The 21,722-nt window shown below is 69.4% G+C and carries 19 protein-coding genes and 1 pseudogene; 11 read left to right on the top strand and 9 right to left on the bottom strand.

From position 1 onward, the window contains the following. Positions 1-22 precede the first annotated feature (22 nt). The 3 genes and pseudogenes from QF030_RS04330 to QF030_RS04320 form a co-directional block, all read left to right on the top strand. Complete coding sequence (locus QF030_RS04330; RefSeq protein ID WP_307161304.1) at positions 23-958, top strand: PDR/VanB family oxidoreductase; 936 nt, start codon at positions 23-25, stop codon at positions 956-958. Between the two features lie 86 nt (positions 959-1,044). After that, positions 1,045-2,259 (top strand): cytochrome P450, encoded by a 1,215-nt coding sequence (locus QF030_RS04325; RefSeq protein ID WP_307161303.1) that lies wholly within the window; start codon positions 1,045-1,047, stop codon positions 2,257-2,259. 97 nt (positions 2,260-2,356) lie between these two features. Beyond that, positions 2,357-2,500: pseudogene (locus tag QF030_RS04320) on the top strand (S-(hydroxymethyl)mycothiol dehydrogenase); the annotation flags it as partial. A 54-nt stretch (positions 2,501-2,554) separates the two neighbouring features. Here the strand turns inward: QF030_RS04320 and QF030_RS04315 are convergent. The 3 genes from QF030_RS04315 to QF030_RS04305 form a co-directional block, all read right to left on the bottom strand. Further along, positions 2,555-2,905, bottom strand: a complete 351-nt coding sequence (locus QF030_RS04315; protein WP_307161302.1) for an STAS domain-containing protein — start codon at positions 2,903-2,905, stop codon at positions 2,555-2,557. Positions 2,906-3,510: 605 nt separating this feature from the next. Beyond that, positions 3,511-3,681, bottom strand: a complete 171-nt coding sequence (locus QF030_RS04310; protein WP_030933194.1) for a DUF5670 family protein — start codon at positions 3,679-3,681, stop codon at positions 3,511-3,513. Between the two features lie 621 nt (positions 3,682-4,302). Next, complete coding sequence (locus QF030_RS04305) at positions 4,303-4,923, bottom strand: TetR/AcrR family transcriptional regulator (RefSeq protein ID WP_307161301.1); 621 nt, start codon at positions 4,921-4,923, stop codon at positions 4,303-4,305. A gap of 168 nt (positions 4,924-5,091) precedes the next feature. Here QF030_RS04305 and QF030_RS04300 point away from each other — a divergent pair, with 168 nt between their 5' ends. Further along, the gene (locus tag QF030_RS04300) at positions 5,092-6,051 is read left to right on the top strand and encodes an alpha/beta hydrolase family protein (protein ID WP_307161300.1); all 960 of its coding nucleotides are present in this window, start codon (positions 5,092-5,094) and stop codon (positions 6,049-6,051) included. Positions 6,052-6,362: 311 nt separating this feature from the next. On the opposite strand, the gene QF030_RS04295 is transcribed toward QF030_RS04300, so the two are convergent. Next, positions 6,363-6,566 carry an isocitrate/isopropylmalate family dehydrogenase gene (locus QF030_RS04295; RefSeq protein WP_307161299.1) on the bottom strand — a complete coding sequence of 68 codons (204 nt, stop codon included), beginning with the start codon at positions 6,564-6,566 and terminating at the stop codon, positions 6,363-6,365. Between the two features lie 79 nt (positions 6,567-6,645). Here QF030_RS04295 and QF030_RS04290 point away from each other — a divergent pair, with 79 nt between their 5' ends. Beyond that, complete coding sequence (locus tag QF030_RS04290) at positions 6,646-7,029, top strand: NAD(P)-binding domain-containing protein (protein WP_307161298.1); 384 nt, start codon at positions 6,646-6,648, stop codon at positions 7,027-7,029. Here the strand turns inward: QF030_RS04290 and QF030_RS04285 are convergent. Further along, the gene (locus tag QF030_RS04285; RefSeq protein WP_307161297.1) at positions 7,008-8,750 is read right to left on the bottom strand and encodes a subtype B tannase; all 1,743 of its coding nucleotides are present in this window, start codon (positions 8,748-8,750) and stop codon (positions 7,008-7,010) included. The genes QF030_RS04290 and QF030_RS04285 overlap by 22 nt on opposite strands. Before the next feature lie 347 nt (positions 8,751-9,097). Between QF030_RS04285 and QF030_RS04280 the strand changes: the two genes are divergently transcribed. Further along, positions 9,098-10,525, top strand: a complete 1,428-nt coding sequence (locus tag QF030_RS04280) for a PHB depolymerase family esterase (RefSeq protein ID WP_307161296.1) — start codon at positions 9,098-9,100, stop codon at positions 10,523-10,525. A gap of 123 nt (positions 10,526-10,648) precedes the next feature. On the opposite strand, the gene QF030_RS04275 is transcribed toward QF030_RS04280, so the two are convergent. After that, the gene (locus tag QF030_RS04275) at positions 10,649-11,653 is read right to left on the bottom strand and encodes an NADP-dependent oxidoreductase (protein ID WP_307161295.1); all 1,005 of its coding nucleotides are present in this window, start codon (positions 11,651-11,653) and stop codon (positions 10,649-10,651) included. A 101-nt stretch (positions 11,654-11,754) separates the two neighbouring features. Here QF030_RS04275 and QF030_RS04270 point away from each other — a divergent pair, with 101 nt between their 5' ends. Then, entirely contained in the window at positions 11,755-12,669 is a 915-nt protein-coding gene (locus tag QF030_RS04270) for a LysR family transcriptional regulator (RefSeq protein WP_307161294.1), read from the top strand. A 259-nt stretch (positions 12,670-12,928) separates the two neighbouring features. Here QF030_RS04270 and QF030_RS04265 read toward each other — a convergent pair whose 3' ends face one another. Continuing rightward, entirely contained in the window at positions 12,929-13,387 is a 459-nt protein-coding gene (locus tag QF030_RS04265; RefSeq protein WP_307161293.1) for a MerR family transcriptional regulator, read from the bottom strand. A gap of 143 nt (positions 13,388-13,530) precedes the next feature. On the opposite strand from QF030_RS04265, the gene QF030_RS04260 reads away from it, so the two are divergent. From QF030_RS04260 to tkt, 3 genes are all read left to right on the top strand, one after another. Further along, the gene (locus QF030_RS04260) at positions 13,531-14,268 is read left to right on the top strand and encodes an MBL fold metallo-hydrolase (protein ID WP_307161292.1); all 738 of its coding nucleotides are present in this window, start codon (positions 13,531-13,533) and stop codon (positions 14,266-14,268) included. Positions 14,269-14,586: 318 nt separating this feature from the next. Further along, positions 14,587-14,979, top strand: coding sequence for a hypothetical protein (locus QF030_RS04255; RefSeq protein WP_307161291.1), 393 nt, complete (start codon positions 14,587-14,589; stop codon positions 14,977-14,979). A gap of 208 nt (positions 14,980-15,187) precedes the next feature. Next, entirely contained in the window at positions 15,188-17,425 is a 2,238-nt protein-coding gene (gene tkt / locus QF030_RS04250) for a transketolase (RefSeq protein WP_373428731.1), read from the top strand. A gap of 262 nt (positions 17,426-17,687) precedes the next feature. Here tkt and QF030_RS04245 read toward each other — a convergent pair whose 3' ends face one another. After that, positions 17,688-18,821 (bottom strand): fatty acid desaturase family protein, encoded by a 1,134-nt coding sequence (locus QF030_RS04245; RefSeq protein ID WP_307161290.1) that lies wholly within the window; start codon positions 18,819-18,821, stop codon positions 17,688-17,690. Positions 18,822-18,828: 7 nt separating this feature from the next. Then, positions 18,829-19,884, bottom strand: coding sequence for a ferredoxin reductase (locus QF030_RS04240; RefSeq protein WP_307161289.1), 1,056 nt, complete (start codon positions 19,882-19,884; stop codon positions 18,829-18,831). An 86-nt stretch (positions 19,885-19,970) separates the two neighbouring features. Between QF030_RS04240 and QF030_RS04235 the strand changes: the two genes are divergently transcribed. Further along, on the top strand, positions 19,971-21,110 hold the full coding sequence (locus QF030_RS04235; protein ID WP_307161288.1) for a PucR family transcriptional regulator: 1,140 nt from the start codon (positions 19,971-19,973) through the stop codon (positions 21,108-21,110). Positions 21,111-21,722 lie beyond the last annotated feature (612 nt).

Below are 21,722 nucleotides of genomic sequence, written 5' to 3'. Positions count from 1 at the left end.
GACGGGAGGCGACAAAGTGGTCGTGACGCTGGAGATCTCCGCCAAGGAGGACGTGGCCGAGGGTGTGGTCGCGCTGTCCCTCGTCCATCCGAGGGGCGGACGGCTGCCGGACTGGACACCCGGCTCCCACATCGAACTGGTACTGCCGGAGGGGTCGGTCCGGCACTACTCGCTGTGCGGGAACCGGTGGGACCCGTACACCTACCGGATCGCCGTTCTGCGCGAGCCGCACGGCAGGGGTGGCTCCGCATACGTGCACGACGCACTGCGCCCGGGCAACCTGGTCGGCGTCGGCGGGCCGCGCAACCACTTCCCGCTGGTGCCGTCGGAGAACTACCTGTTCATCGCGGGCGGCATCGGTATCACCCCGCTGCTGCCCATGATCCACCAGGCCGAACTGCTCGGCTGTGATTGGCAGTTGCTGTACGGCGGACGGACCCGGGCGTCCATGGCCTTCGGCGAGGAGTTGTCGGCCGCCCATGGCGAGCGGGTGCACATCGCCCCGCAGGACGAGTACGGACTGCTCGACCTCACCTCCTGGCTCGGCACCCCGCGCCCGGACACGAAGGTCTACTGCTGCGGCCCCGCCCCGCTCCTCGCCGCGGTCGAGGCCGCCTGTGCCGACTGGCCACCGTACGCTCTGCGAACCGAGCGGTTCACCGCCGTCGAACAGGGCGCACCGGTGCGTGACACGCCCTTCGAGGTCTACCTGCGGCGCATGGGACGCACGGTCACCGTCACGCCGGACGTGTCGGTGCTGGAGGCGGTGCGCGGGGCCGGCGCGGAGGTGCTCACCTCCTGTGAGCAGGGCACCTGCGGCACCTGCCTCACTCCGGTCTCGGAGGGCCGTCCCGATCACCGCGACTCGGTCCTCGTCGATCACCAAAGGGCCGCGAACGACTGCATGGTCCTGTGCGTGTCCCGCTCCTGCGGCGACCGCCTGGTCCTCGACCTCTGAGTCCAGTCCTCCGGGACCGGAGAGGCATCTGAGATCCCCGAGACCTGTGACCCACCCCTGTATTCGAGCCGTGCCCAGGAGCCGCCATGTCCGCAACCGCCGAGCAAGCCCCGCCCGCGCCCCTCTGCGACGCCGACCCCTTCTCGCTCTCCGCCCTTGAGAATCCGGACGAACTCCACCATGCCCTGCGGACCGCCGGGCCCGTGGTGTACCTCTCCCGTTACGACGTCCACGCCCTGGCCCGCTACCAGGAGGTGCACGCCGCCCTGGTGGACTGGCAGCACTTCGAGTCGGGGTCCGGGGTCGGACTCGTCAACTTCCGGCACCAGAAGTCGTGGCGACCGCCCAGCCTGCTGCTGGAGGCCGACCCGCCCCGGCACGACGCCCCCCGCCGGGTGCTGCAAGAGATCCTCGCCCCGCCCGCGCTGCGCCGGCTGCGCGCGGCATGGCAGGCGGCGGCGGAGGAGTTGGTCGATCAAATCCTCGCCAACGGAACGGAGTTCGACGCCTTCACCCGGCTGGCGAGTGCCTTCCCGCTGAGGGTCTTCCCCGATGCCGTGGGCCTGGGCCCCGCTGGCCGTGAGAACCTCCTGCCGTACGGCAACATGGCCTTCAACTCCTTCGGGCCCGCCAACGACCTGGTGAAGGCCGACGCGCACCGCGTGGCGGAGCTGTCGGCGTGGGTCAATGCACAGTGCGCCCGCGAGGCGCTGAGCGAGGACGGGTTCGGGGCCCGGATCTGGGCCGCCGCAGACCGCGGTGACCTCACCCACGAACAGGCGCCGCTGGTGGTGCGCTCGCTGCTCACCGCCGGAGTCGACACCACGGTGCACGGCCTTGCGGCCTGCCTGTACGCGTTCGCCACTCACCCCGAGCAGTGGCGACGGCTGCGGGAACGGCCCGAGTCGGCGCGGGTCGCGTTCGACGAGGCGGTGCGCTGGCAGTCACCGGTGCAGACCTTCTTCCGCACCGCCACCACCGACGTGACCATCGCCGGCACCGTCATCCCAGGGGGCACGAAGATCCTGATGTTCCTCGGGGCCGCCAACCGCGATCCTGCCCGCTGGAGTGACCCGGACCGTTTCGACCTCGCTCGTGACCCTTCCGGGCACGTCGGCTTCGGCATGGGCGTCCACCAGTGCGTCGGCCAGCACGTCGCCCGCCTGGAGGCCGAGGCCCTGCTGACCGCACTGGCCCGCCGCGTCGAGGCGATCGAGCTGACCGGTGCGCCGCGCCGCCACCCCAACAACACCCTGCGCTCCTGGGCGTCCCTGCCCGTACGCGTCCACCCGGTGGCCTGAGCCGTATCACGAAGCAAGAGGAACCACCCGTGTCGCCGGAGGTGCCCCGTCCGTGGAGCGGCGCGTGACGCCCAGACACACTTCAGCGAACGAGAGGTTCCCCCTGCTCATCGACCTCTACCTGCAAGGCCGCCTGGACCTTGACGCGTTCGTCACCGAGACCATCACCCTGGACGGCGTCGAGGAGGCCTTCACCCGGATAGACAAGGGCGAAGTGCTCCGCTCGGTGGTGACCCTGTGATGCCTGCCCGCATCGGGCACCTGGTCACCTCGGGAACCTTCAGCCTGGACGGCTTCACGAGGGGAGGGCCGCCTGGAGCGTGGCATACATCGGCATGAGGTCGTCCAGGCCGACGAGGTGCAGGAGCCGTCGCACGGGAGCGGGAACGTTGGCCAGGCGGAGCCAGCCGTCGCTGTCCTGCGCGGCACGGTGGGCGTAGAGGAGGAAGGAGATGCCGCTGCAGTCCATGAACGTGACGTGTTCGAAGTCGATGACCGTGCGGGCTGCGCATTTCTCGCCTGCGCCGTTGTCGAACGCCCAGCCCACGAAGGGCACGCTGCTGCGGTCGATCTCCCCGCTCAGCGTCAGGACGTGCACGCCGGCAGGGGTGGTGTGCTGGGAGACGGCCAGGGGGGATACGTCCATGAGACCACCTCGTTCTTCCTCCGGAGACCCTTGCAACGGAGTCGGTGTCCTTCCCCACGCAAGCGCATGAGCGGTTGCAGCGTCAACAAAATCCGGGTTCGTATACCGCACCACTTCATGGGACGGCGCGGCTGGTAGCGGGGGAGTGAGGCCCTCGTTCTGCGGGTGAGTTCCCTGTTGATCAAGGGCGCGAGGCAGCCGGAAAAATCCCCACGGTGCATCGTCTGCTGGGTGCCCGCGCCGGCAGCAGGGTGGCCGACCGTGCCCGCGGCCAACAGCGCCGGTGTAACCCGGCCGGTGGGCGAAGCGGCTGTAGATCGCGCCTCGGCAAGTCCGGCCCCGGCGTGATCGGCCGCGCCTCGTGATTCCACGTGCCCGAGTCCGCTGGTCGGTATGAGGAGCGGGTGCGGGTGCGGGTGGGGTGTGGCTGGGGTCCGGTGGGTGGAGGTGCAGATTCCGCTGCTTCGCCGGGCCCCAGCTATGGGGTCGGGTGCCCGGGAAGGTGGTGGTTACACCGATTGTCGGAAGTGAGTCGTGCGGCGGGACATGGCTGTGGGCCCCCGGTGTGTCCCCGGGGGCCCACAAGGCGGCTGCCGCTGGCTGGGTTACCAGCGATACCAGCGGCCCTTGCGGCCTCCGGTGTCCGCGCTGCGCATGACGAAGCCCAGCAGCCAGACGACCAGCACGATGACGGCGATCCACCACAGTGCCTTGAGCGCGAAGCCCGCGCCGAAGAGAATCAGAGCCAGCAGAAGAACGAGAAGCAGGGGAACCATAGTTATCAACCTCCGCTGCTCCTGGTGCCCGGCGAATCGAAGAGCACACGGAGGATTCACCTGGTTTCTTTACCGCTCTTGCGGGCACTGGAGCGGGATTGTCCACCGGCGTTCACAGGTCGGGTTACCGACGCCAGTGATCTGCGGGATGGTCTGGGCCGAGGGCCACCACGACATAGCCCTGGGTGCTTGCCGCGAACAGCACCGGGACCCGTGCCCGCGTTGTCGCGGCACACGAGGTCGGTGCCCACAACTGAGAGGACGACCTCTTCGTACGCTGGTCGGACGGCGAAGTGTCCATGTACGGCAACCCGCAGGCCGGGGCGCTCGGCTGCGAAGCCCAGCTGGTGCCGCCGCGGACTGCCCTCGCCGCCACGTGTGAACGTTCGGACTGTCCGTCCGCCCGAGTCTGCGGCCCCGAGCTATACCGCCGCGGGAACTGCTAGCACCCCCGTGGCGGCGCCACGCCGGCACGCTCGACACCGGAGTCCCATGCGCGCACGCCACCCTCTCGTTCGCGGAGATCTGATCCCAGCCTGCGGGGACGGTAGTTGCGGCTGTCCGACTGTCGGGAGGTTGCCGCTCCGGTCGTAGCGAAGTGTGGAGGAGCCCGGTTGCGAGTCAGTCGTCGGCGGCAGGTCGCTTGGGGTCGGTTTCAGGTCGCTGAAGTCCGTGCAGGAGCAGTGCGATCAGGCGTCGGGGGTCGTAGCGGGGGTCGTTGTCGCGTCCGATGCAGAGGTTGCCGATGCCGCGCATCAGCTCGTAGGGCTGAGTGCCGGGCCTGATGTTGCCGGCCTCGACCGTAGCGTCGAGCAGGTGGGCGCAGACAGGTAGCAGGCGGTCCAGGAAGTAGGCGTGCAGAGCGGCGAAGCGCTCGTTGTCGGACTGCAGGGCGTCGGCGAGCCCGTGCTTGGTGACGAGGAAGTCGACGAAGAGGTCGATCCACTGGCGCAGTGCGTCGAGCGGTGAGTCGGCACTGGCCAGCAGGTTCGGGCCGGCCTCGGCGCATGCCTCGATCTGGTGGCGGTAGACGGCTGTGACGAGATCGGCCCGGGTCGGGAAGTGGCGATAGATCGTGGCCACCCCGACGCCCGCTCGGGCCGCGATCTGGCGGATCGGCGCGTCGACGCCGGAGGTGACGAACACCTCGGCGGCGGCAGTGAGCACCGTGTGCCGGTTGCGCTGGGCGTCGGCACGTCTGCCTCGGGACGGCGACTGCCCCGCAGTGCTGTCGGTGGCCATCACGTGCTCCTCCTGTGGCGATTGACAAAGCGGAACGTTGTTCCGGATACTAAACGGAGCGGCGTTCCGCTTCAGGTTAGTCGAAGCGGGAGGTCCCTGACCACCTTGTCCGTTGTCGGTCGCAACAGACCGGCGGACAGCAGGTGCCACCGAAAAGGAATCCACACCATGAGCACCTCCACTGTCACCAGCGCCGACGCCTTGGGCATGCCCGCCCCGGTCCTGTCCTTCGGCCCCGTAGTCCTCTCCGTGCCCGGACGTCCCGTGGACCTCCAGGTACGCGTCTCCGCACCCGCGACCGGAACCGGCCTTCCGGTCATCCTCCTCTCCCACGGTCAAGGTCCCTCGAACAACCTCTCCTCGCTCAACGGCTACGCACCGCTCGTCAACGCCTGGGCCGCCCAGGGGTTCGTCGTCATCCAGCCGACCCATCTCACGTCCAGGACGCTGAGCGACCGGGTTGCCGATGCTCCCGGGGCGCCCTTCTTCTGGCGCTCGCGCTCCGAGGACATGTCGCACATCCTCGACCGGCTCGACGTGATCGAGGAGGCCGTGCCACTGCTCACCGGGCGGATCGACCCCACCAAGGTCGCCGTGGCCGGGCACTCCTTCGGCGGCTTCACCTCCAGCCTCCTGCTCGGGGCCCGGGTCGCCGACACCGACGACGGAGAGGTGAGCCTGCTCGAACCCCGGATCAAGGCAGGCGTGCTGCTCGCCGCGCCCGGCAGGGGTGACGTCCTCAACGGACCGATGGCTGACGCGCTGCCGGTCTTCCGAACGATCGACTTCTCCACCATGACCACACCCGCACTGGTCGTCGTCGGCGACGCGGACGACTCCCGGCACTTCACGGACATGGGGCCGGACTGGCACGCCGACCCCTACACCCTCGCCCCCGGACCCAAGGCTCTCCTCACCCTGTTCGGCGCGGAGCACGGACTGGGCGGGATCGCCGGATACGACGCCGCCGAGACAACCGACGAGAGCCCCGGGCGAGTCGCCGCCCTCGCCCGGCTCACCGCGGCCTACCTCCACACTCGGCTTCACTCAGGGGCCGTGACGTGGCACGCCGCGTGCGAGGCACTGACGACCGGCCCCGACGCGATAGGACGAGTCGAATCCAAGTAGGCCCACCCGCGCGGCCACGCCCCTCATCGGACGATCCGCGCGTCGTACGCACGAGGGCGCGGCCGCGAAAGTGGGCGTCGCGCGGGAGTGATCCCTTCGCCACCTCGCCTTCCCCTTCGGATCTCCACCGGCGGCCGAGGGAGATGCCGACGCACCCGCCGTCAGGGGGTCGGCGCGTCGATGAGGGCCTTGACCACGTCTTCCGTGGTGGCCGTGCCGCCGACGTCGCGGGTGAGGATGCCGGCGCCCGTCGTCGCCTCCATGGCTTTGTTCACGGGCCGCCCGGTCGGGCAGGCCGAAGTGCTCCGGCATCAGCGCGGCGCTGCCGACCGCGCCGATCGGGTTGGCCGGCCCCTGGCCCGCGATGTCCTCGGCGGAGCCCCGTGGACGGGTTCGAACATGCGGGGGAAGCGGCGCCCGGGGTTGAGGTTGGCGCTGGCGGCGAGGCCCAGGTTGCCGGCCAGGGCGCTGTCGAGGTCGGGGAGGATGTCCGCGTTCAGGTTGGAGGCGACCACCCACCGACGAGTCCTCCGGCTTCAGCACGAACGTCGCGGACATCGCGTCGATCAGGACGCTCTCCGTCTCCACGTTCCCTTGTCTCCGGCCGAGGCCGCCCGTGACGCCCACGTCGTCTTGCTCGCCGTACGCGACGACCAGGCCGAGGCCGAGGGCGCGCTGTTCGGCACGGACGGCGCCGCCGAGGCCCTGCGCCCCGGCTCGGTCGTGGTCCTCACCACCGCGGTCGGCCCCGACACGGCACGCAGGTGGCGGCGTGTGGGCCGGTCAGACGCCGGGCGACGGGGGGAGGCCACTGCCGTACTGACCATGCTCGTCCCCTCGGGCAGCGATGTCCGGCCGCCGTCCGCTGTGGCCTCTGGTCCGGGACCCGGCGATACGCACGGATCCGCCCGCCCGAGCCCCCGACCGGCCCGGGCGGGCGGTTGGCTGTACCGGGGCTACTTCTTCGCGCCCTTGTAGCCGGTGACCTTGGCGATCCAGGTCACGAAGTCGGGCAGGTCGATGTTGGCGCCGTGACCCTGGTCCCAGTAGTAGAGGTGGTTGACGTCGTCGTCGAGGCCCGCCGCGGCCGCCGCCAGGTTCGCGGAGATGACATGCGAGGTGTCGGTGTCGTTGGTGCCGAGGCGGATCCACCAGTGCTTCGTCCGCTTCGGGTTGGCCTTCTCCACGAGGTGGTACATCGGGTTCATCAGGTCGAGCTTCTCGGGGATGTCATGCGCGACGCGCCTGGTGGTCAGGCCCGTCGTGTCGTTCCTGGCGCCGTACGCGGTGAAGTGGCGGGCCTTGGTGGTGCCCGTGCCGAACTCGTTGTTCTCGCCGGCCGACAGGTCGAAGGCATCGAAGGCCGGGGCGGTCTTCTTGCGGGCGCCCACGTGGGTGAGGAAGTCGTCCCAGGTGAAGGTCGCCTTGCCGTTCTTCCAGGTGATGAAGGTGTTCTTGGCCAGGTAGGTCTCGCGCTCGGAGTCCGACAGATCGGCGAGGTAGGCGGTGGCCGAGGGTTCCAGGTACTGCGTGACCAGGTAGTCGTCGTAGTTGCGGGCCGTGAGCGCGCCGAAGCCCGAGCCCTTCAGGCCGCGCAGCTTCAACTTCGCCTGGTAGTCGGCGAACTCTGACTGGAGATCCTTGGACACCGTTTGGTCGACGACCTTCCCGGTGGACTGGGTGACGTTGCCGCCCCAGTTCCACTCGTAGGCGCCGTCGGCGTGCTCCAGGTCGGTGATCGGACACCAGGCACCGGTGGCGAAGATCGCGTCGGAGGCGTCGGCGGCACCGATTTCCTTGAGGAGTTCGTCGTAGAGCGGGCTGTCGCCGGACGCGCCGAGCAGCGCGGACAGGGCGCCGCCCGCGCTCACGCCCGCCGAGACGATCCGGTCGGTGTTGCCGGGAACGCGGCCCTTGTTGGCCCGCAGATACCGCACGGCCGCCTTGAGGTCGACGATCGCTGCCGGGGCCGTGCCGTAGTACTCGCCGGCGGAGTTGGTGGTGGTGCGGCCTCGGGCGCCCGGCTCGACGACGACGTAGCCGGCCAGCAGGGCCATCTGCGGCATGGCCGCGGCCCCGCCGCCGCTGGGCGCGGTGGGGGTGGCCGGCGCGGTGGCGGATGCCGACGGAGACGCCGGCGCGGGGGAGTTGCCGCCGCCAGGGGGTCCTCCGGCCCCCACCGCGCCACCGATCCCGGTGGCGGCCGCCACGGAGGACTCGACGTAACCGGCGATGACGTTGGACAGGACGATGGGAGCGTTGGAGGCGTCCACGGCCTTGCCGTCGATCTCGACGGGCACGCTGACGATCAGGCTCTGGTACTTCTCGTCCACCGGCTTGGAGACGTACGGGATGGCCTTCCAGAAGTGGTAGGTCACGTCGTGGGTGGTGCCGTCGGTGTCCGTCAGGGTCGTTGCGATCTCGGTGTATGCGTCCGGATCGAAGACCAGGCCGTCCGAGGAGGACGACGAGTCGGAGGCGGTCTCGCTCGACGCCTGCGCGCTGACGGCGATGCCGCCGACCGCCGCGACACCGGCGGTCGCACCGATTCCCAGAACGACCGACCTACGCTTGATGGCCTTGTGCTTCAACTTGACGCCCTCTCCGGAAGTGTCCCGCCGGTGCTCACAGATCAGCGCGGACCGGGTGATCCGCTCCTGTGAACGTAGAGAATTGTTGACGATGATGCCAACGATCATCCTCGTTTCATGGGTGACGCACAGGACCTCACGGGCGGCTCAAAGCTACGTCCCGCCGGGGCGCAGGACACCGCGCCGGGCATGGCCGGCCGGTAGCGCCGGCCCTCGGCCTCGGCGTGATCGGCCCCGCCCTCGGAGTCGTGTAGCCGGCCGCCCCGCACCGCGCCGGAGCGCACCGGTAGGGCCATGCGGTCACCGGAAGGGCGGCTGATCCCTGGACGGGCCAAACCTCAGGATCTGTATCTGCTGTGAGTTCGCTATTTAGTCGACGATATTGTTGACGATAATTCCGGAGCGTACCTAAGGTCACCGCGAGAGTGTCGAGGTACCAAGGGAGGAAGAGATCAGTGAAACGCCGGAGTCTCCTTGCCGGAATCGTCGCCGCAGGTGCGGTTCCCGCCGTGGCCGGCTGTTCCTCCGGATCGGCGCGTACCAGCGTCGCCGGGGCGCAACTGGCCGCTGCTTCTGGCCACATCGTCGAGGGCACGGCCATCACCGAGGTGTTCGGCGACGGGCAGAAGCTCACCACCGTAGCCCTCGAGTACGACACAGAGATCGACGCGTCGAAGCTGTCGCCGGCCTCGTTCAAGGTCACCGACAGGACCGTGACCAACGTCTACGCCAATACCGCCGCGGCGAAGGCGGGACACGGGGTCAGCGGTCGATACGTCGTCATCGAGCTGTCGCTCATGGACGAGGCGGCCCGCTTGTACGAGGACGGCTTCTCGGGCTCGTCGTCCTCCTCGCAGCAGCCCACCGCCTCGACCTCGGCTTCGCCGTCGTCGTCCGCGACCGTCTCGCCGCCGGGCTCTCCGTCCGGGGGCCCGGGCGGAGGCGGGGGCATGAAGAGTCCCACGCTGAAGACGGCGTCGGCCGAGGTGACCCAGGTCGGCACGGTGACCACCACTGGCGGTGACGCGTACGCCGCGAACAGCGCGGCGATCACGACGAGCAAAGTCGACAACCTGATCGTCGACGACTTCCAGCAGCTGAAGTACACGGACGCCGACACCGGCAGGTCTCTGCAGTACAACCTGTTCGTGCCGAAGAACTACGACAGGTCGAAGTCGTATCCCCTGGTGTTGTTCATGCACGACGGGGGCACGGCGAGTACGAATCCGCTCATCACGCTGACCCAGGGGCTCGGGGCCGTCGTCTGGGCGACGCCGTCGGAGCAGGCCAAGCACGAGTGTTTCGTCCTCGCACCGCAGTTCACCGGCGAGGACGATGAGGGCAGCGACGGCAACGCACCGGCCCTGAAGACCATCAAGGGGCTGATCGACTCGCTGACCGGCAAGTACAGCATCGACAGGAAGCGTCTGTACACCACCGGCCAGTCCGGTGGCACGATCACGTCGATCGCGCTCGACTTCACCTATCCCGACCTCTTCGCCGCCTCCTTCCTCGTAGCCGGCCAGTGGGACGACCTCTCCCAGGTCAAACCGCTGGCCACGCAGAAGATCTGGGCCGTGGTGTCGCAGGGCGACGAACAGGCCTACCCCGGCATGACCGGCATCATGGACGCCATCGAGAAGGAGGGCGCCAAGATCAGCCGCGCCGTCTGGGACGGCCAGCTCACGCCCGCGCAGTTCGCCCCGTACGCCGCTCAGATGCGGGCCAAGAAGACCCCGGTCAACTTCGTGGCGCTGAAGAAGGGGACGGTGGTGTGGCCCGACCTGCAGGAGAACTCCGTCGACAACCACGTCTGCACCTGGCGGGCCGCCTACACGATCGAAGGAATCCGGGACTGGCTCTTCGAGCAGAGGAGGAAGTGAGCCGGTCGATCCCGAGAGCGAGCTGGGCCGGGGATCGGCTTTCGGCCGCAACCAGTTCGGCCAGCACCGGCACGCGTTCCCGTCGGCCGAGGCCAACCGCATGCGCCGGCCAGCCCCGGTCCGTCAGACGTCCGCCCCGGCCGCCCGCACGATGATCTTGCCCCGGTTCTCGCCCCGCAGCATCCCCAGGAACCCGTCCACGATGCCGTCGAAGCCGTCGACCACGGTCTCGTCGAGCATGATGCGTCCACTCTGCAGGTGCGGTACGACGAACTCGTACAACTCCTCTTGGACATCAAGGTAGTTGCGGACCAGGAAGCCATCGATGCGCAGGCTCTTCTCGACGATGTCGGGAAGGTTGCGCAGGGCATAGGGCGTACCGGTGCTGTTGTACTGGGAGATCGTGCCGATCCGCACGATCCGCCCGTACTCACGCAGCGAGGAGATCGCCGCTTCGAGGTGCTCGCCGCCGACATTGTCCATGTAGAGGTCGATTCCGTCGGGCGCCGCCTGGGCGAGCAGCTCGGCCGCCGGCCCCGAGTGGTAGTCGAAGACCTCGTCGTAGCCGACGTGTTCGGTCAGGTAGGCGGCCTTCTCCGGCCTGCCCGCGCTGCCGACCAGCCGTCCAGCGCCCATCAGCCTGGCGAGCCGCCCGGTGGCCGTGCCCACACCGCCGGCCGCCGCCGAGACGAAGATGTCCTGCCCCTCGCGGAACTCGGCGATGCGGGTGAGGCCGACGTAGGCGGTCAGGCCGGTGCCCCCGAGGATGCTCAGGTGCGCGGAGAGCGGTACGCCGTCGAAGTGGGGGACAGCACGTGCCTCGTCGGGGGTGACGACAGTGTGGGTGCGCCAGCCCTGCCGGTGGAAGACGATCTCGCCCTCGCGGAGCGCCGGATGGCGGGAGTCTACGACCCGGCCGAGGGTGCGGCCCTCCAGGGGAGCGTTGAGCGCGAAGTCCGCGTCCATCATTTCGCGGTGGTAGGGGTCCACCGACCAGAACAGGTTCTCCACCAGCGCCGTTCCCGGGCCGGGTTCCGGCATCGGGGACTCGACGAAGGCGAAGTGGCGGGGGGTGGGGAAGCCATGGGGGCGGGCGGTCTGGTGCACGGCGAACGCGGTCTCGGTCATGACGGTGACCGTACGGAGGAATGCGGAGACCGGGGAGTGGGTTGCGCTCATGGAACGGGCCGATCCATGAAGGGCCCTCATAGATGCAGACGGGACCCGCTATGCCAGCCGCAGCCACTGCATTCCCCGCGCCCACTCCGACCGCCGCCACGGACCTCGCCCCGCACGAGCTCCGCATCCTTGTGGCTGTCGACGGCGAGCGTGGGTTCTCGGCGGCCGCCAGGGTCCTCGGGCTGACCCAGTCCGCTGTCTCGCACTCCATGCGCGGGATGGAACGCAAGGTCGGAGCAGTCCTCTTCGAGCGGGGCCGCAAGGGCGCGACGCCGACCGCAGCCGGTGCCATCGCTGCCGCCCACGCCCGCCGGGTCCTGCGGCTCCTGGACACTCTGGCCGCAGAGGCCCGCGGCGCGGAGCGGGGCACGGTCACCGGTCCGCTGCGCATCGCCGCCTTCCGTAGCGCCGCCCTCTTCCTGCTGCCGCCCGTCCTGGAGCGCCTCACCGCCCGGCACCCCGGCATCGAACCCGAGGTGCATGTCGTCCGCGAGCTGGGTGTGGGCACCGCAGGCGAGGTCGTCCAGGGGCGCGCGGACGTGGGCATCGCGACCGTCGGCGCCACGTCGCCCGTGCCCGCTGGGCTCATCGGCGACGTACTCATCGAGGATCCCTACTCGCTGGTGCACCCGGCCGGCCACCCCGCCCCGCGCTCCCTGCCGCTGGTGGACTGGCACGAGAACTGCGGCTCCCACACCCGCCGGTGGTGGGCCGGACAGGACTGGATTCCGAAGGCGACCGTCCTGGCCGAGGACGACGGAGCGGTGCTCTCGATGGTGAGCCGCGGTCTCGGTATGGCGATCATGCCGGCGCTCTCGCTGAACGAAGCACCGGACGGCATCGAGATCACCGATCTCGGACCCGGGCGTCCGACCCGTTCCGTGGGCTACGTCACCACTCCGGAACAGGCTTCCAGCGTCTCCGTCCGCGCCCTGATCCGAGAACTGAGGGCGGCCCGCCCCTGAAGTCGGGGTCGGTTTGATCGTCCCCAGCCTCGTCAGGCCCCTCCGAGCCGTCATCGACCAGAGCGAACTCCTCGCCACAAGGGGCGCCGAGGAGCCGGCAGATCATTTACCCAGCCCCTGAGCGTGATCGGATCGCTGCCCGCTTCCCGGCATGTTCGGTGCAGCGCCTTTCAGGAGGCCAGGCACCAAGAGGCGAGCAGGGCCGGGCGCCCGTCGCGGGTCAGTGAGCGATGGAGGGGCGTAAGGCGCCCCTCCGCCGTCACCGGGCCTGGGGAGCCTGCGTCTCGACGGTCAGGGGGGCGGTCTCGCTCGGGTCGGTTGCCGGTGTGGATACCTCCCCGACGGCACGTTTGAAGTCGGGGCAGTCAACGATCGGTTCGTAGTCGCAGACGGCCGCGTGGCGGAGACTGTCGCGGAGCCGCGTGAGTCTGCTGACCTGCTCATCGAGATCCCGTGCTCTGGCGGCCATCCGTACGCGCAGGTCCGCATCGGAGGGTCGCGCCACCACGAACCGGCCGATCTCGGCCAGCGAGAATCCTGCGCTCCGTGCGCACGTGATCAGCGCCAGGCGCTCCAGTACCTCCGGCATGTATGTACGGCGAAGCCCATTGCGTCCTGCGGAGGTGATCAAGCCCTTCTTCTCGTAGAAGCGCAGTGCCGAGGGCGCCAACCCGGACGTCTCGGCAACCTCAGCGATGTCCAGCAGCGATGGGTCCACCCAACCTCCTTGACTTGAAGCGCAGTTCAAGTAGCAGCCTAGTCGGCATGAGGATTCACCACTTGAACTGCGGATCGGTTCTGACGATCGAAGCAACCTACGACGGTCCGAGCCCCGCACCTGCCGTAAACCACTGTCTGCTGATGGAGACCAGCACCGCCGGTCTCGTGCTGGTCGAAACCGGCCTCGGCCTCGGCGACGTCCGGGATCCGCGCGGAACCCTCGGCGCGGACTGGGTCGCGATGGCGCAGCCGGCGCTCGACGAGGAGGAGACAGCCGTCCGGCAGATAGCCCGACTGGGCCACAGGCCGTCCGACGTTCGGCACATCATCGTTACCCACCTCGATGTCGACCACAGCGGTGGACTGCCCGACTTTCCCGGCGCCGACGTCCACGTCCTCGCGTCCGAACTCGATGCGGCCCGTTCTCAGGCTCCCAGCTTCCGCTACCGGCCGGCCCACTGGGCACACGAGCCCCGCTGGATCACCTACGCCTCCGAACCCGACTCCGGCGAACAGTGGTTCGGCTTCTCCGCCGTGCAGCCGAAGGGGCTGCCCCAAGAGATCAAACTCATTCCCCTGGGGGGCCACACCGCAGGCCACACCGGCATCGCTGTCCAGGACGGTGATCGATGGCTCCTGCATTGCGGCGATGCGTACTACTACCACCGCGAGATCGATGGTTCGAGGGAGGTCCACCCGCTGCTCGACATCGTTCAGACCGGTTCGCAGGTCTCTCGTGACCTGCGGCTGGGGACGCAGGCCCGCCTACGCGAACTGATCCGCGACCATGGCGATCAGGTCGAGGTCTTTTCCGCGCACGACCCGTGGGAGTTCGCCCGCTACGTCGATGACGTCTCACCGGCTGGTCGGCTGGGGTGAGGTGAGATCCAGGCCGTTCGCCACCCGCCTCTCGGTGGACTGTTCACCTGGCTCTGGGCGAACCCACGGCACACCACTCGTCTTCGGCGGGGCGGACTTGATCACCGAGGTTCACCGTGCTGGTCAGGGAGGTCGCGTCCGGGGTGAGCGCACTGGCTCTTACTGGGGAGGCCGGGGCGGACCGGGCGGGGTGTCAGCGCGGGTGCCACCACCGCGTGGTGCCGTCACGGGCGGCGCCGAGGCTGATTCGGGTGCCCATGTGTCGAGCAGCTTTCCCGGGTGCCCACTGCGGTTGGGCACCGTCAGGGTGGATACCCGGTGAGCGTGACCGACGCCGCCATCGCCGTCCTCGACACTGACGGGACGCTCATCGATTCCGATTACCGGCACGGGCTCGCCTGGTACCGGGCTCTGCGCTCGGGGGTCGAGACCTGTGCAGTGTGGCGGCTGCACCGACGACCGATCGTGAGGGGCGGGGACCAGCTGGTCACAGCCGTACGTGGCGAGGAGCTGGAGCGTCGGGTGGGTGACCGGGCCCGGAAACAGCAGGGCACGGACGTCGACGCGCTGCTCGAGAAGCTGGCGCCGCCGCGCGTTGCGCGCGATCTGCTCGTGGCCCCCAGGGAGCGTGGTCACTGGCTGATGCCGGCCGGCTCTGGTCGGCAGCGCCCCGTGGAGGGTCCTCCGCAACGCCCCGTGGAGGGGTTTTGACACGCCCCGCTTCTTCCCCGCCACCTGTAGCAGGTCCGGCGTCGGCTTGCTTCTCCACGACACCCCCGGCGACCTCGCCACAGCAACGGACGACACTCCACTCGCCTGACGCCCGGCCGCGGCCCGAACTGCGGCCGGATGCGGGCGCCCGATCCGGTTGTGCGCCCGCAGCATCCACCGCCCCACCCCCGAGGGAGCACCGCAACCGATGACCGCCAACCAGACAGACCCCGCCACGGGGACGAAGAGCACTCACCCCGAGGCCCCCGCCGAGGCCGCGAGTGACGCGCCCACCGGCAATCCCTTCCAGCCGCACCCCACCCTCCCCGAGGGGATGGGTGATCTCGATCGCCGCGCGATCGACACCGTGCGCGTGCTGGCGATGGACGCGGTGCAGAAAACCGGCAACGGCCACCCCGGCACCGCGATGAGCATGGCTCCCACGGCCTACCTGCTGTTCCAGAAATGGCTGCGCCACGACCCGAGTGATCCGAACTGGATCGGCCGTGACCGCTTCGTGTTGTCGATGGGGCACTCGAGCCTCACCCTGTACATCCAGCTCTTTCTCTCCGGCTACGGCCTGGAGCTCTCCGACCTCAAGGCGCTGCGCACCTGGGGCTCCCTGACCCCGGGCCACCCCGAGGTCAACCACACACCGGGTGTCGAGACGACGACCGGCCCATTGGGCCAGGGCATCGGCAACGCCGTCGGCATGGCGATGGCCGCCCGCCGCGAGCGCGGCTTGTTCGACCCCACCGCCCCGGAGGGCGAAAGTGTGTTCGACCACACGATCTGGGCCTTCGCCTCCGACGGCGACCTCGAGGAAGGCGTCAGCAGCGAGGCGTCATCGCTGGCCGGCACCCAGGAGCTGGGCAACCTGGTCCTGGTCTACGACGCCAACCGGATCTCGATCGAGGACAACACCGACATCGCGTTCAACGAGGACGTCGGCAAACGGTACGAGGCCTATGGCTGGCACGTCCAGCACGTTGACGACGGCGAGGACCTGGCCGCGGTCGACCGCGCGCTGGCCGCCGCCCACGCCGAGACCGGCCGTCCCTCGCTGATCGTGCTGCACACGATCATCGGCTGGCCCTCGCCGAACAAGCAGAACACCGGCGCGGCCCACGGATCGGCACTGGGCGAGGACGAGGTCCGGGCGACCAAGGACATCCTCGGCTTCGACCCCGACAAGACCTTCGAGGTCGCCCCGGAGGTGCTCGAGCACGCCCGCCGGGTGACCGAACGGGGCCGACAGGCGCACGCGCAGTGGCAGCAGCGATTCGACGCGTGGCGGGACGACAACCCCGAGGGCGCTGCGTTGCTGGAGCGGCTGTCCACCCGCCGGCTGCCGCAGGGCTGGGCGGACGACCTGCCGAACTGGGACGCCGACCCGAAGGGCGTGGCCACGCGGAAGGCCTCCGGTGAGGTGCTCGCCGCTCTGTACCCGGTCCTGCCGGAGCTGTGGGGCGGTTCGGCCGACCTGGCGGAGAGCAACAACACCGCGGTCAAGGGGGAGGCCTCGTTCCTGCCCGCGGACCGGCAGACCAAGATGTGGTCGGGTGGCCCGTACGGGCGCACGCTGCACTTCGGCGTCCGCGAGCACGCCATGGGCGCGATCATGAACGGCATCGCGCTGCATGGCGGGACCCGCGTGTACGGCGGCACGTTCCTCACCTTCTCCGACTACATGCGCGGTGCGGTGCGGCTGGCCGCGCTCATGCAGCTTCCGGTCACCTACGTGTGGACGCACGACTCGATCGGGCTGGGCGAGGACGGCCCCACCCACCAGCCCGTCGAGCACTACGCGGCGCTGAGGGCCATCCCCGGCCTGGACTTCGTCCGCCCGGCCGACGCCAACGAGACCGCGGTGGCATGGCGCACCATCCTCGAGCACAACGACCGCCCGGCCGGACTGGCGCTGTCCCGGCAGAACCTGCCCGTCCTCGACCGCACGAAGTTCGCGTCGGCCGAGGGCGTCGCCAGGGGCGGCTACGTACTGGCCGAGGCCTCCGGCGGCACCCCTGAGGTCATCTTGATGGGCACCGGCTCCGAGGTGCAGATCGCCGTCGCCGCCCGCGAAACCCTGGAGGCCGACGGCGTCCCGACCCGGGTCGTGTCACTGCCGTGCTGGGAGTGGTTCGCGGCCCAGGACCGGGCCTACCGTGAGCAGGTGCTGCCGCCCACAGTGCGCGCCCGGGTGAGCGTCGAGGCCGGTGTGCCCATGGGCTGGCGGGAGTTCGTCGGTGACGCCGGCCGCATCGTCGGTCTGGACCACTACGGCGCCAGCGCGGCCTACACCGTGCTGTACGAGCAGTTCGGCCTCACCGCCGACGCGGTCGTCGCCGCGGCTCGCCAGAGCCTTACCGCTGCCAAGGAACCGTCGGCAGCCCCCACCGGCCCGGACAGCGCCGGCGTCCTGCACAGCCCCACCGGCGATCGCTGACCAGCCAGCTCCCCCTGATCTACCCGAACTTCGGAAGATCGTTGTTCACGAGACGGGAGGCGGCCTGCTGAGGTCGCCGTAACCGGTCCTTCGGAATCGAGCACCGCCCGCTTGCCGTGGCAGGCAGCCAGCGCCATCGCGGGTCGCTCCCGCGATGGCGCTGGTGCCGCTGTTCAGCTCGGCCGGGTGCCGGCGTAGGCCTCGATGGCGTCGCGCTGGCAGGCGGCCAGCTTCCCAGAAAGCTCTGAACCCGTACCGGGAATCAGGCCGCGACGAGCTCCTGCTCGCGGTCCGGCGTCTTGACCTTGGGCGTCTTGACCTTGGGCTTCTTGTTCGGCAGTGAGAGCCGGAAAACCTTGTGCCATGCGGAGAACACCTGCTTGGGCAGCGGCCCGGTGACGTAGTCCAGCTCGTACTTCTCGAACAACGCGCGCACCTTCACCGCGACCTCGGCATACCGGTTGCTCGGCAGGTCCGGGAACAGGTGGTGCTCGATCTGGTGGGACAGGTTGCCGGTCATGAAGTGCATGGCCTTGCTGCCGCTGATGTTCGCCGAGCCCATCATCTGGCGCAGGTACCACTGGCCGCGCGTCTCGCCCCTGATCGACCGGCGCTCGAAGACCTGCACGCCCTCGGGGAAGTGCCCGCACATGATCACCGAGTGGGTCCAGAGGTTGCGGACCAGGTTCGCGGTGAACGTGGCGGCGAGCGTGGTGGGGAAGGACGGGCCCGACAGCAGCGGGTGGATCACGTAGTCCTTGAGCACCTGCTTGCGGATCTTGCGGCCCACGGCCCTGGCCCGCGCGCGGAACTCCGGGCTCTTGCGGCGGCGCTTGCTCAGGTTCTTGCCGAGTTCCAGGTCGTACGCCGCGATGCCGTACTCGAAGAAGCAGGCGTTGATGAAGTTCCACAGCGGCTGGCCGAGGTGGAACGGGTGCCACTTCTGGTCCTCGTCGACACGCATGATGCCGTAGCCGAGGTCGTTGTCCTTGCCGATCACGTTGGTGTACGTGTGGTGCAGCTCGTTGTGCGAGTGCTTCCACTGCTCGGCCGGCGAGACGTGATCCCAGTCCCAGGTGGTGGAGTGGATCTTCGGGTCCCGCATCCAGTCCCACTGGCCGTGCAGGATGTTGTGGCCGATCTCCATGTTGTCCATGATCTTCGCCACGGACAGGCCTGCGGTGCCGATCAGCCATGCGGGCGGGAAGATCGAGAACAGCAACACGCCCCTGCTGACCAGCTCGAGCTTGCGCTGCGCCGAGATGACCTTGCGGATGTAGGCGGCGTCTTTCTCGCCGCGGCCGGCGATCACCTCGTCGCGGATCGCGTCCAGCTCGCGGCCGAGCTCCTCGATCTGCTCCGCGGTCAGGTGGGCGGTGGGGTCGATGGCGGTCAAGATGCTCCTACCGTTCGATGTCGCAGGGGCCCGCCGCGGCGGACACGCAGGTCTGGATGAGGACGCCCGGCTCGGCCTCGGTGATCTCGCCGGTGCGCAGGTCGCGGACGGCACCCGCCTTGAGCGGCGTGACGCAGCCGAAGCAGATGCCCATGCGGCACCCGGACGGCATGAGCACGCCGGCCTCCTCGCCGACGTCCAGCAACGGCGTGGCGCCGTCCGCGTCGACGGTCTTGCCGGTGGTGCTGAACGTGACCTCGCCGCCGTCGCCGGCGACGACGATGCTGGGGCGGAAGCGTTCGGTGTGCAGGCGCTCTTGGACGCCGTGCTCGCTCCAGTGCTTTTCGGCGGCGTCGAGCATGCCTGCGGGCCCGCAAGCCCAGGTCTCGCGCTCGGTCCAGTCGGGCACGAGTTCGTCGAGACGGGCGATGTCGAGCATGCCGTCCGTGTCGGTGTGCAACTCGGTCAGACGCAGCTTCTTGTCCGCGACCAGGGCGTGCAGATCGTCGCGGAAGATCACGTCTTGCGGCTGGGGCGCGGAGTGGACCATGACGACGTCGTCGAACTCGATGTCGCGGAGCATGCCCATCACGGGCGTGATGCCGCTGCCGGCCGTCAGGTAGAGCACCTTGGCGGGCTTGGCCTCCGGCAGCACGAAGTCACCGGTCGCCTGGTCGAGCTGGATCAGCGTCCCCGGTTTCACCCTGCGGACCAGGTGGTTGCTGACCTTGCCGTCCGGGATCGCCTTCACGGTGACCGTGATGCGGCCGTCCTGGCGGTTCGTCGGCGAGGTGACCGAGTAGGCACGCCACAGGCGCACCCCGTCGACGTCGACCCCGATCCGCACGTACTGACCGGCCGTGTGGCCTCGCCAGCCCCGTCCCGGCCTGATCACGATGGTCGCGGCGTCACTCGTCTCGGGGTGCACGGCCTCGATGCGACCGCGCAGGTCAGCGCCCGCGCGCAGCGGGCTGACCAGGTCGAGGTAGTCCGACGGCAGCAGCGGCGTCGTGACCATCTCCAACATTTTCCACGCCCTGCTGCGGAGGGCTGCACTCGTCATGACACCAGCTTGATGCGCCTCAAGGCGTAAAGTCCTGTCCGCAGGACGTAAATCTGGTCGACTGAATTGTTCGTAGGGAACAAAACATGAGCCATGCGATCCAGAGGGCCACCGAACTGGCCCTGAATGAGACGACGGTCACCGCACTTCGGGCCACGCTGAAGACCACCGCCGATGAGGTCGTCCAGGCGATCATCGACGAAGTCCCTCCCTACGCCAACGCCCTTTCGGGCAGCATGGGCGGCACCATCCGCCGAGCGGTCCGCACCGCCCTGGGCCACTACCTGGACCTCGCGAGCGGGAACACCACAGGCGGCGACGCCGGTGACGCAGCCTACGAGCTGGGCCGCGGCGAGGTGCGCGACGGCCGTTCGATGGACGCCCTGCTCAGCGCCTACCGGTTCGGCGCCCGCGTGGCCTGGCGATGCCTGGCAGCGGGTGCCGTACCCGCAGGTCTGCCCGCCGCCGAGGTAGCCAAGTTCGCCGAGCTGACCTTCGCCTACATCGACGAGCTTTCCGCCGCGAGCGCCGCTGGCCACGCCGACGAACTGGCCGCCCGTGGCCGGGCTCATGAGCGCCACCTGGAACAACTGGTCCGCGACCTCCTCGCCGGCGCGAGCCCGGACGCGCTGCTTGCCTCTGCTCAACGGGCCGGCTGGCAGCCTCCGGTCTCGCTGACCGCGGTCCTGCTGCCCGCCGCCCAGGCCCGGCCGGCCTACCGCACGCTCGACCCGAGCACCCTCGTCCTCGACGATCTGCCGGACGCCTTCGGCGTGCTGCTCGTCCCCGATGCCGACCGATCACATCTCTTGAGGCAGCTGACCGACCGCACCGCCGTGGTCGGCCCGGCCCGGCCTTGGACTCGTGCGTCCGACTCGTACGCCCGAGCCGTACGCGCGCGCTCCCTCTCCTCTGATATTCGCGACACCGAGGACCACCTGCCCGAGCTGGTGCTGAGTGCCGACATGGACGCGTTCGCAGACCTGCGTGCCCGAGCCCTCGCACCCTTGCGGACCCTGCCTGCCGCGACCGCGCGGCGGCTGGAGGAGACGTTGCGGGCGTGGCTGCTGCACCAGGGCAGGCGGGAAGAGGTGGCGGCGGCGTTGTTCGTCCATCCCCAGACCGTCCGGTACCGGATGTCGCAGCTGCGGGAGCTGTTTCCGGATCTCGGGTTGCCGCACCGGGTCCTTGAACTGACGCTGGCGGTCGGTCTTCGGGCCGGCTGACGCGTTCTTCGACCGCCCGCGAGCGGTCCGGGAATCGTGCTCGTCCTCGGCGCCATCGGCTGCAGACCCTGGGCCGGGCGGAGAGGTGCGAGCTCTGTCGACGACCTTCGGACATCGGGAAGACCACGGGCCGCGAAGCAAGCGTGCGCGCAAGAGGCCCTTCGCCCATGGAAGTTGACCCACGCTGAAGTCGTCGTTCACTTTGGGCGGCTCCCGGCCGGTGGGGCTGGCCAGGTGCCAGCTGCATACCGTCGCCCGGACTCAGGAACTCGGCCACGGCGTTCACCGGAATTCGGGGTCGAGCACCGCCGGAAGAGCGGCGCGTGCATCGCGGCGTGGCGCGACCGGCCCAAGACGGCGTACGTCGGCATCCTCGCCGCGCCTCGGTACCACACGAGACGTGGGAGACCAGCTGTGCCTCAATCGCCAAGGCGCAGCGTGAACAGGCCGGCCGTCCATGGTTGCCGGGCCGGCGGTCGCTGCCGGGCCGGCCGTGATCAGGGCGACGGTGGGGCTCGTTGGACGAGTTGTGCGGCCGTCTTGCCGTCCTTGACAGAGGCGCCCTCAGGAGCACGTCCTAGTAGGGCAGTTCCACCACCTGACCGTCGACGG

The organism is Streptomyces rishiriensis, assembly GCF_030815485.1.
Lineage (GTDB): Bacteria > Actinomycetota > Actinomycetes > Streptomycetales > Streptomycetaceae > Streptomyces > Streptomyces rishiriensis_A.
Note: the sequence above shows the minus strand (reverse complement) of the source record. Positions and strands in the feature narration are given on the sequence as shown.

Bases quoted from the DNA above. Each gene is read 5' to 3' on its own strand.
- QF030_RS04325 (WP_307161303.1), top strand. From the start codon at position 1,045: ATGTCCGCAACCGCCGAGCAAGCCCCGCCCGCGCCCCTCTGCGACGCC.
- QF030_RS04315 (WP_307161302.1), bottom strand. From the start codon at position 2,905: ATGGACGTATCCCCCCTGGCCGTCTCCCAGCACACCACCCCTGCCGGC.
- QF030_RS04310 (WP_030933194.1), bottom strand. From the start codon at position 3,681: ATGGTTCCCCTGCTTCTCGTTCTTCTGCTGGCTCTGATTCTCTTCGGC.
- QF030_RS04305 (WP_307161301.1), bottom strand. From the start codon at position 4,923: ATGGCCACCGACAGCACTGCGGGGCAGTCGCCGTCCCGAGGCAGACGT.
- QF030_RS04300 (WP_307161300.1), top strand. From the start codon at position 5,092: ATGAGCACCTCCACTGTCACCAGCGCCGACGCCTTGGGCATGCCCGCC.
- QF030_RS04285 (WP_307161297.1), bottom strand. From the start codon at position 8,750: ATGATCGTTGGCATCATCGTCAACAATTCTCTACGTTCACAGGAGCGG.
- QF030_RS04275 (WP_307161295.1), bottom strand. From the start codon at position 11,653: ATGACCGAGACCGCGTTCGCCGTGCACCAGACCGCCCGCCCCCATGGC.
- QF030_RS04270 (WP_307161294.1), top strand. From the start codon at position 11,755: ATGCCAGCCGCAGCCACTGCATTCCCCGCGCCCACTCCGACCGCCGCC.
- QF030_RS04260 (WP_307161292.1), top strand. From the start codon at position 13,531: ATGGAGACCAGCACCGCCGGTCTCGTGCTGGTCGAAACCGGCCTCGGC.
- tkt (WP_373428731.1), top strand. From the start codon at position 15,188: ATGACCGCCAACCAGACAGACCCCGCCACGGGGACGAAGAGCACTCAC.
- QF030_RS04240 (WP_307161289.1), bottom strand. From the start codon at position 19,884: ATGACGAGTGCAGCCCTCCGCAGCAGGGCGTGGAAAATGTTGGAGATG.
- QF030_RS04235 (WP_307161288.1), top strand. From the start codon at position 19,971: ATGAGCCATGCGATCCAGAGGGCCACCGAACTGGCCCTGAATGAGACG.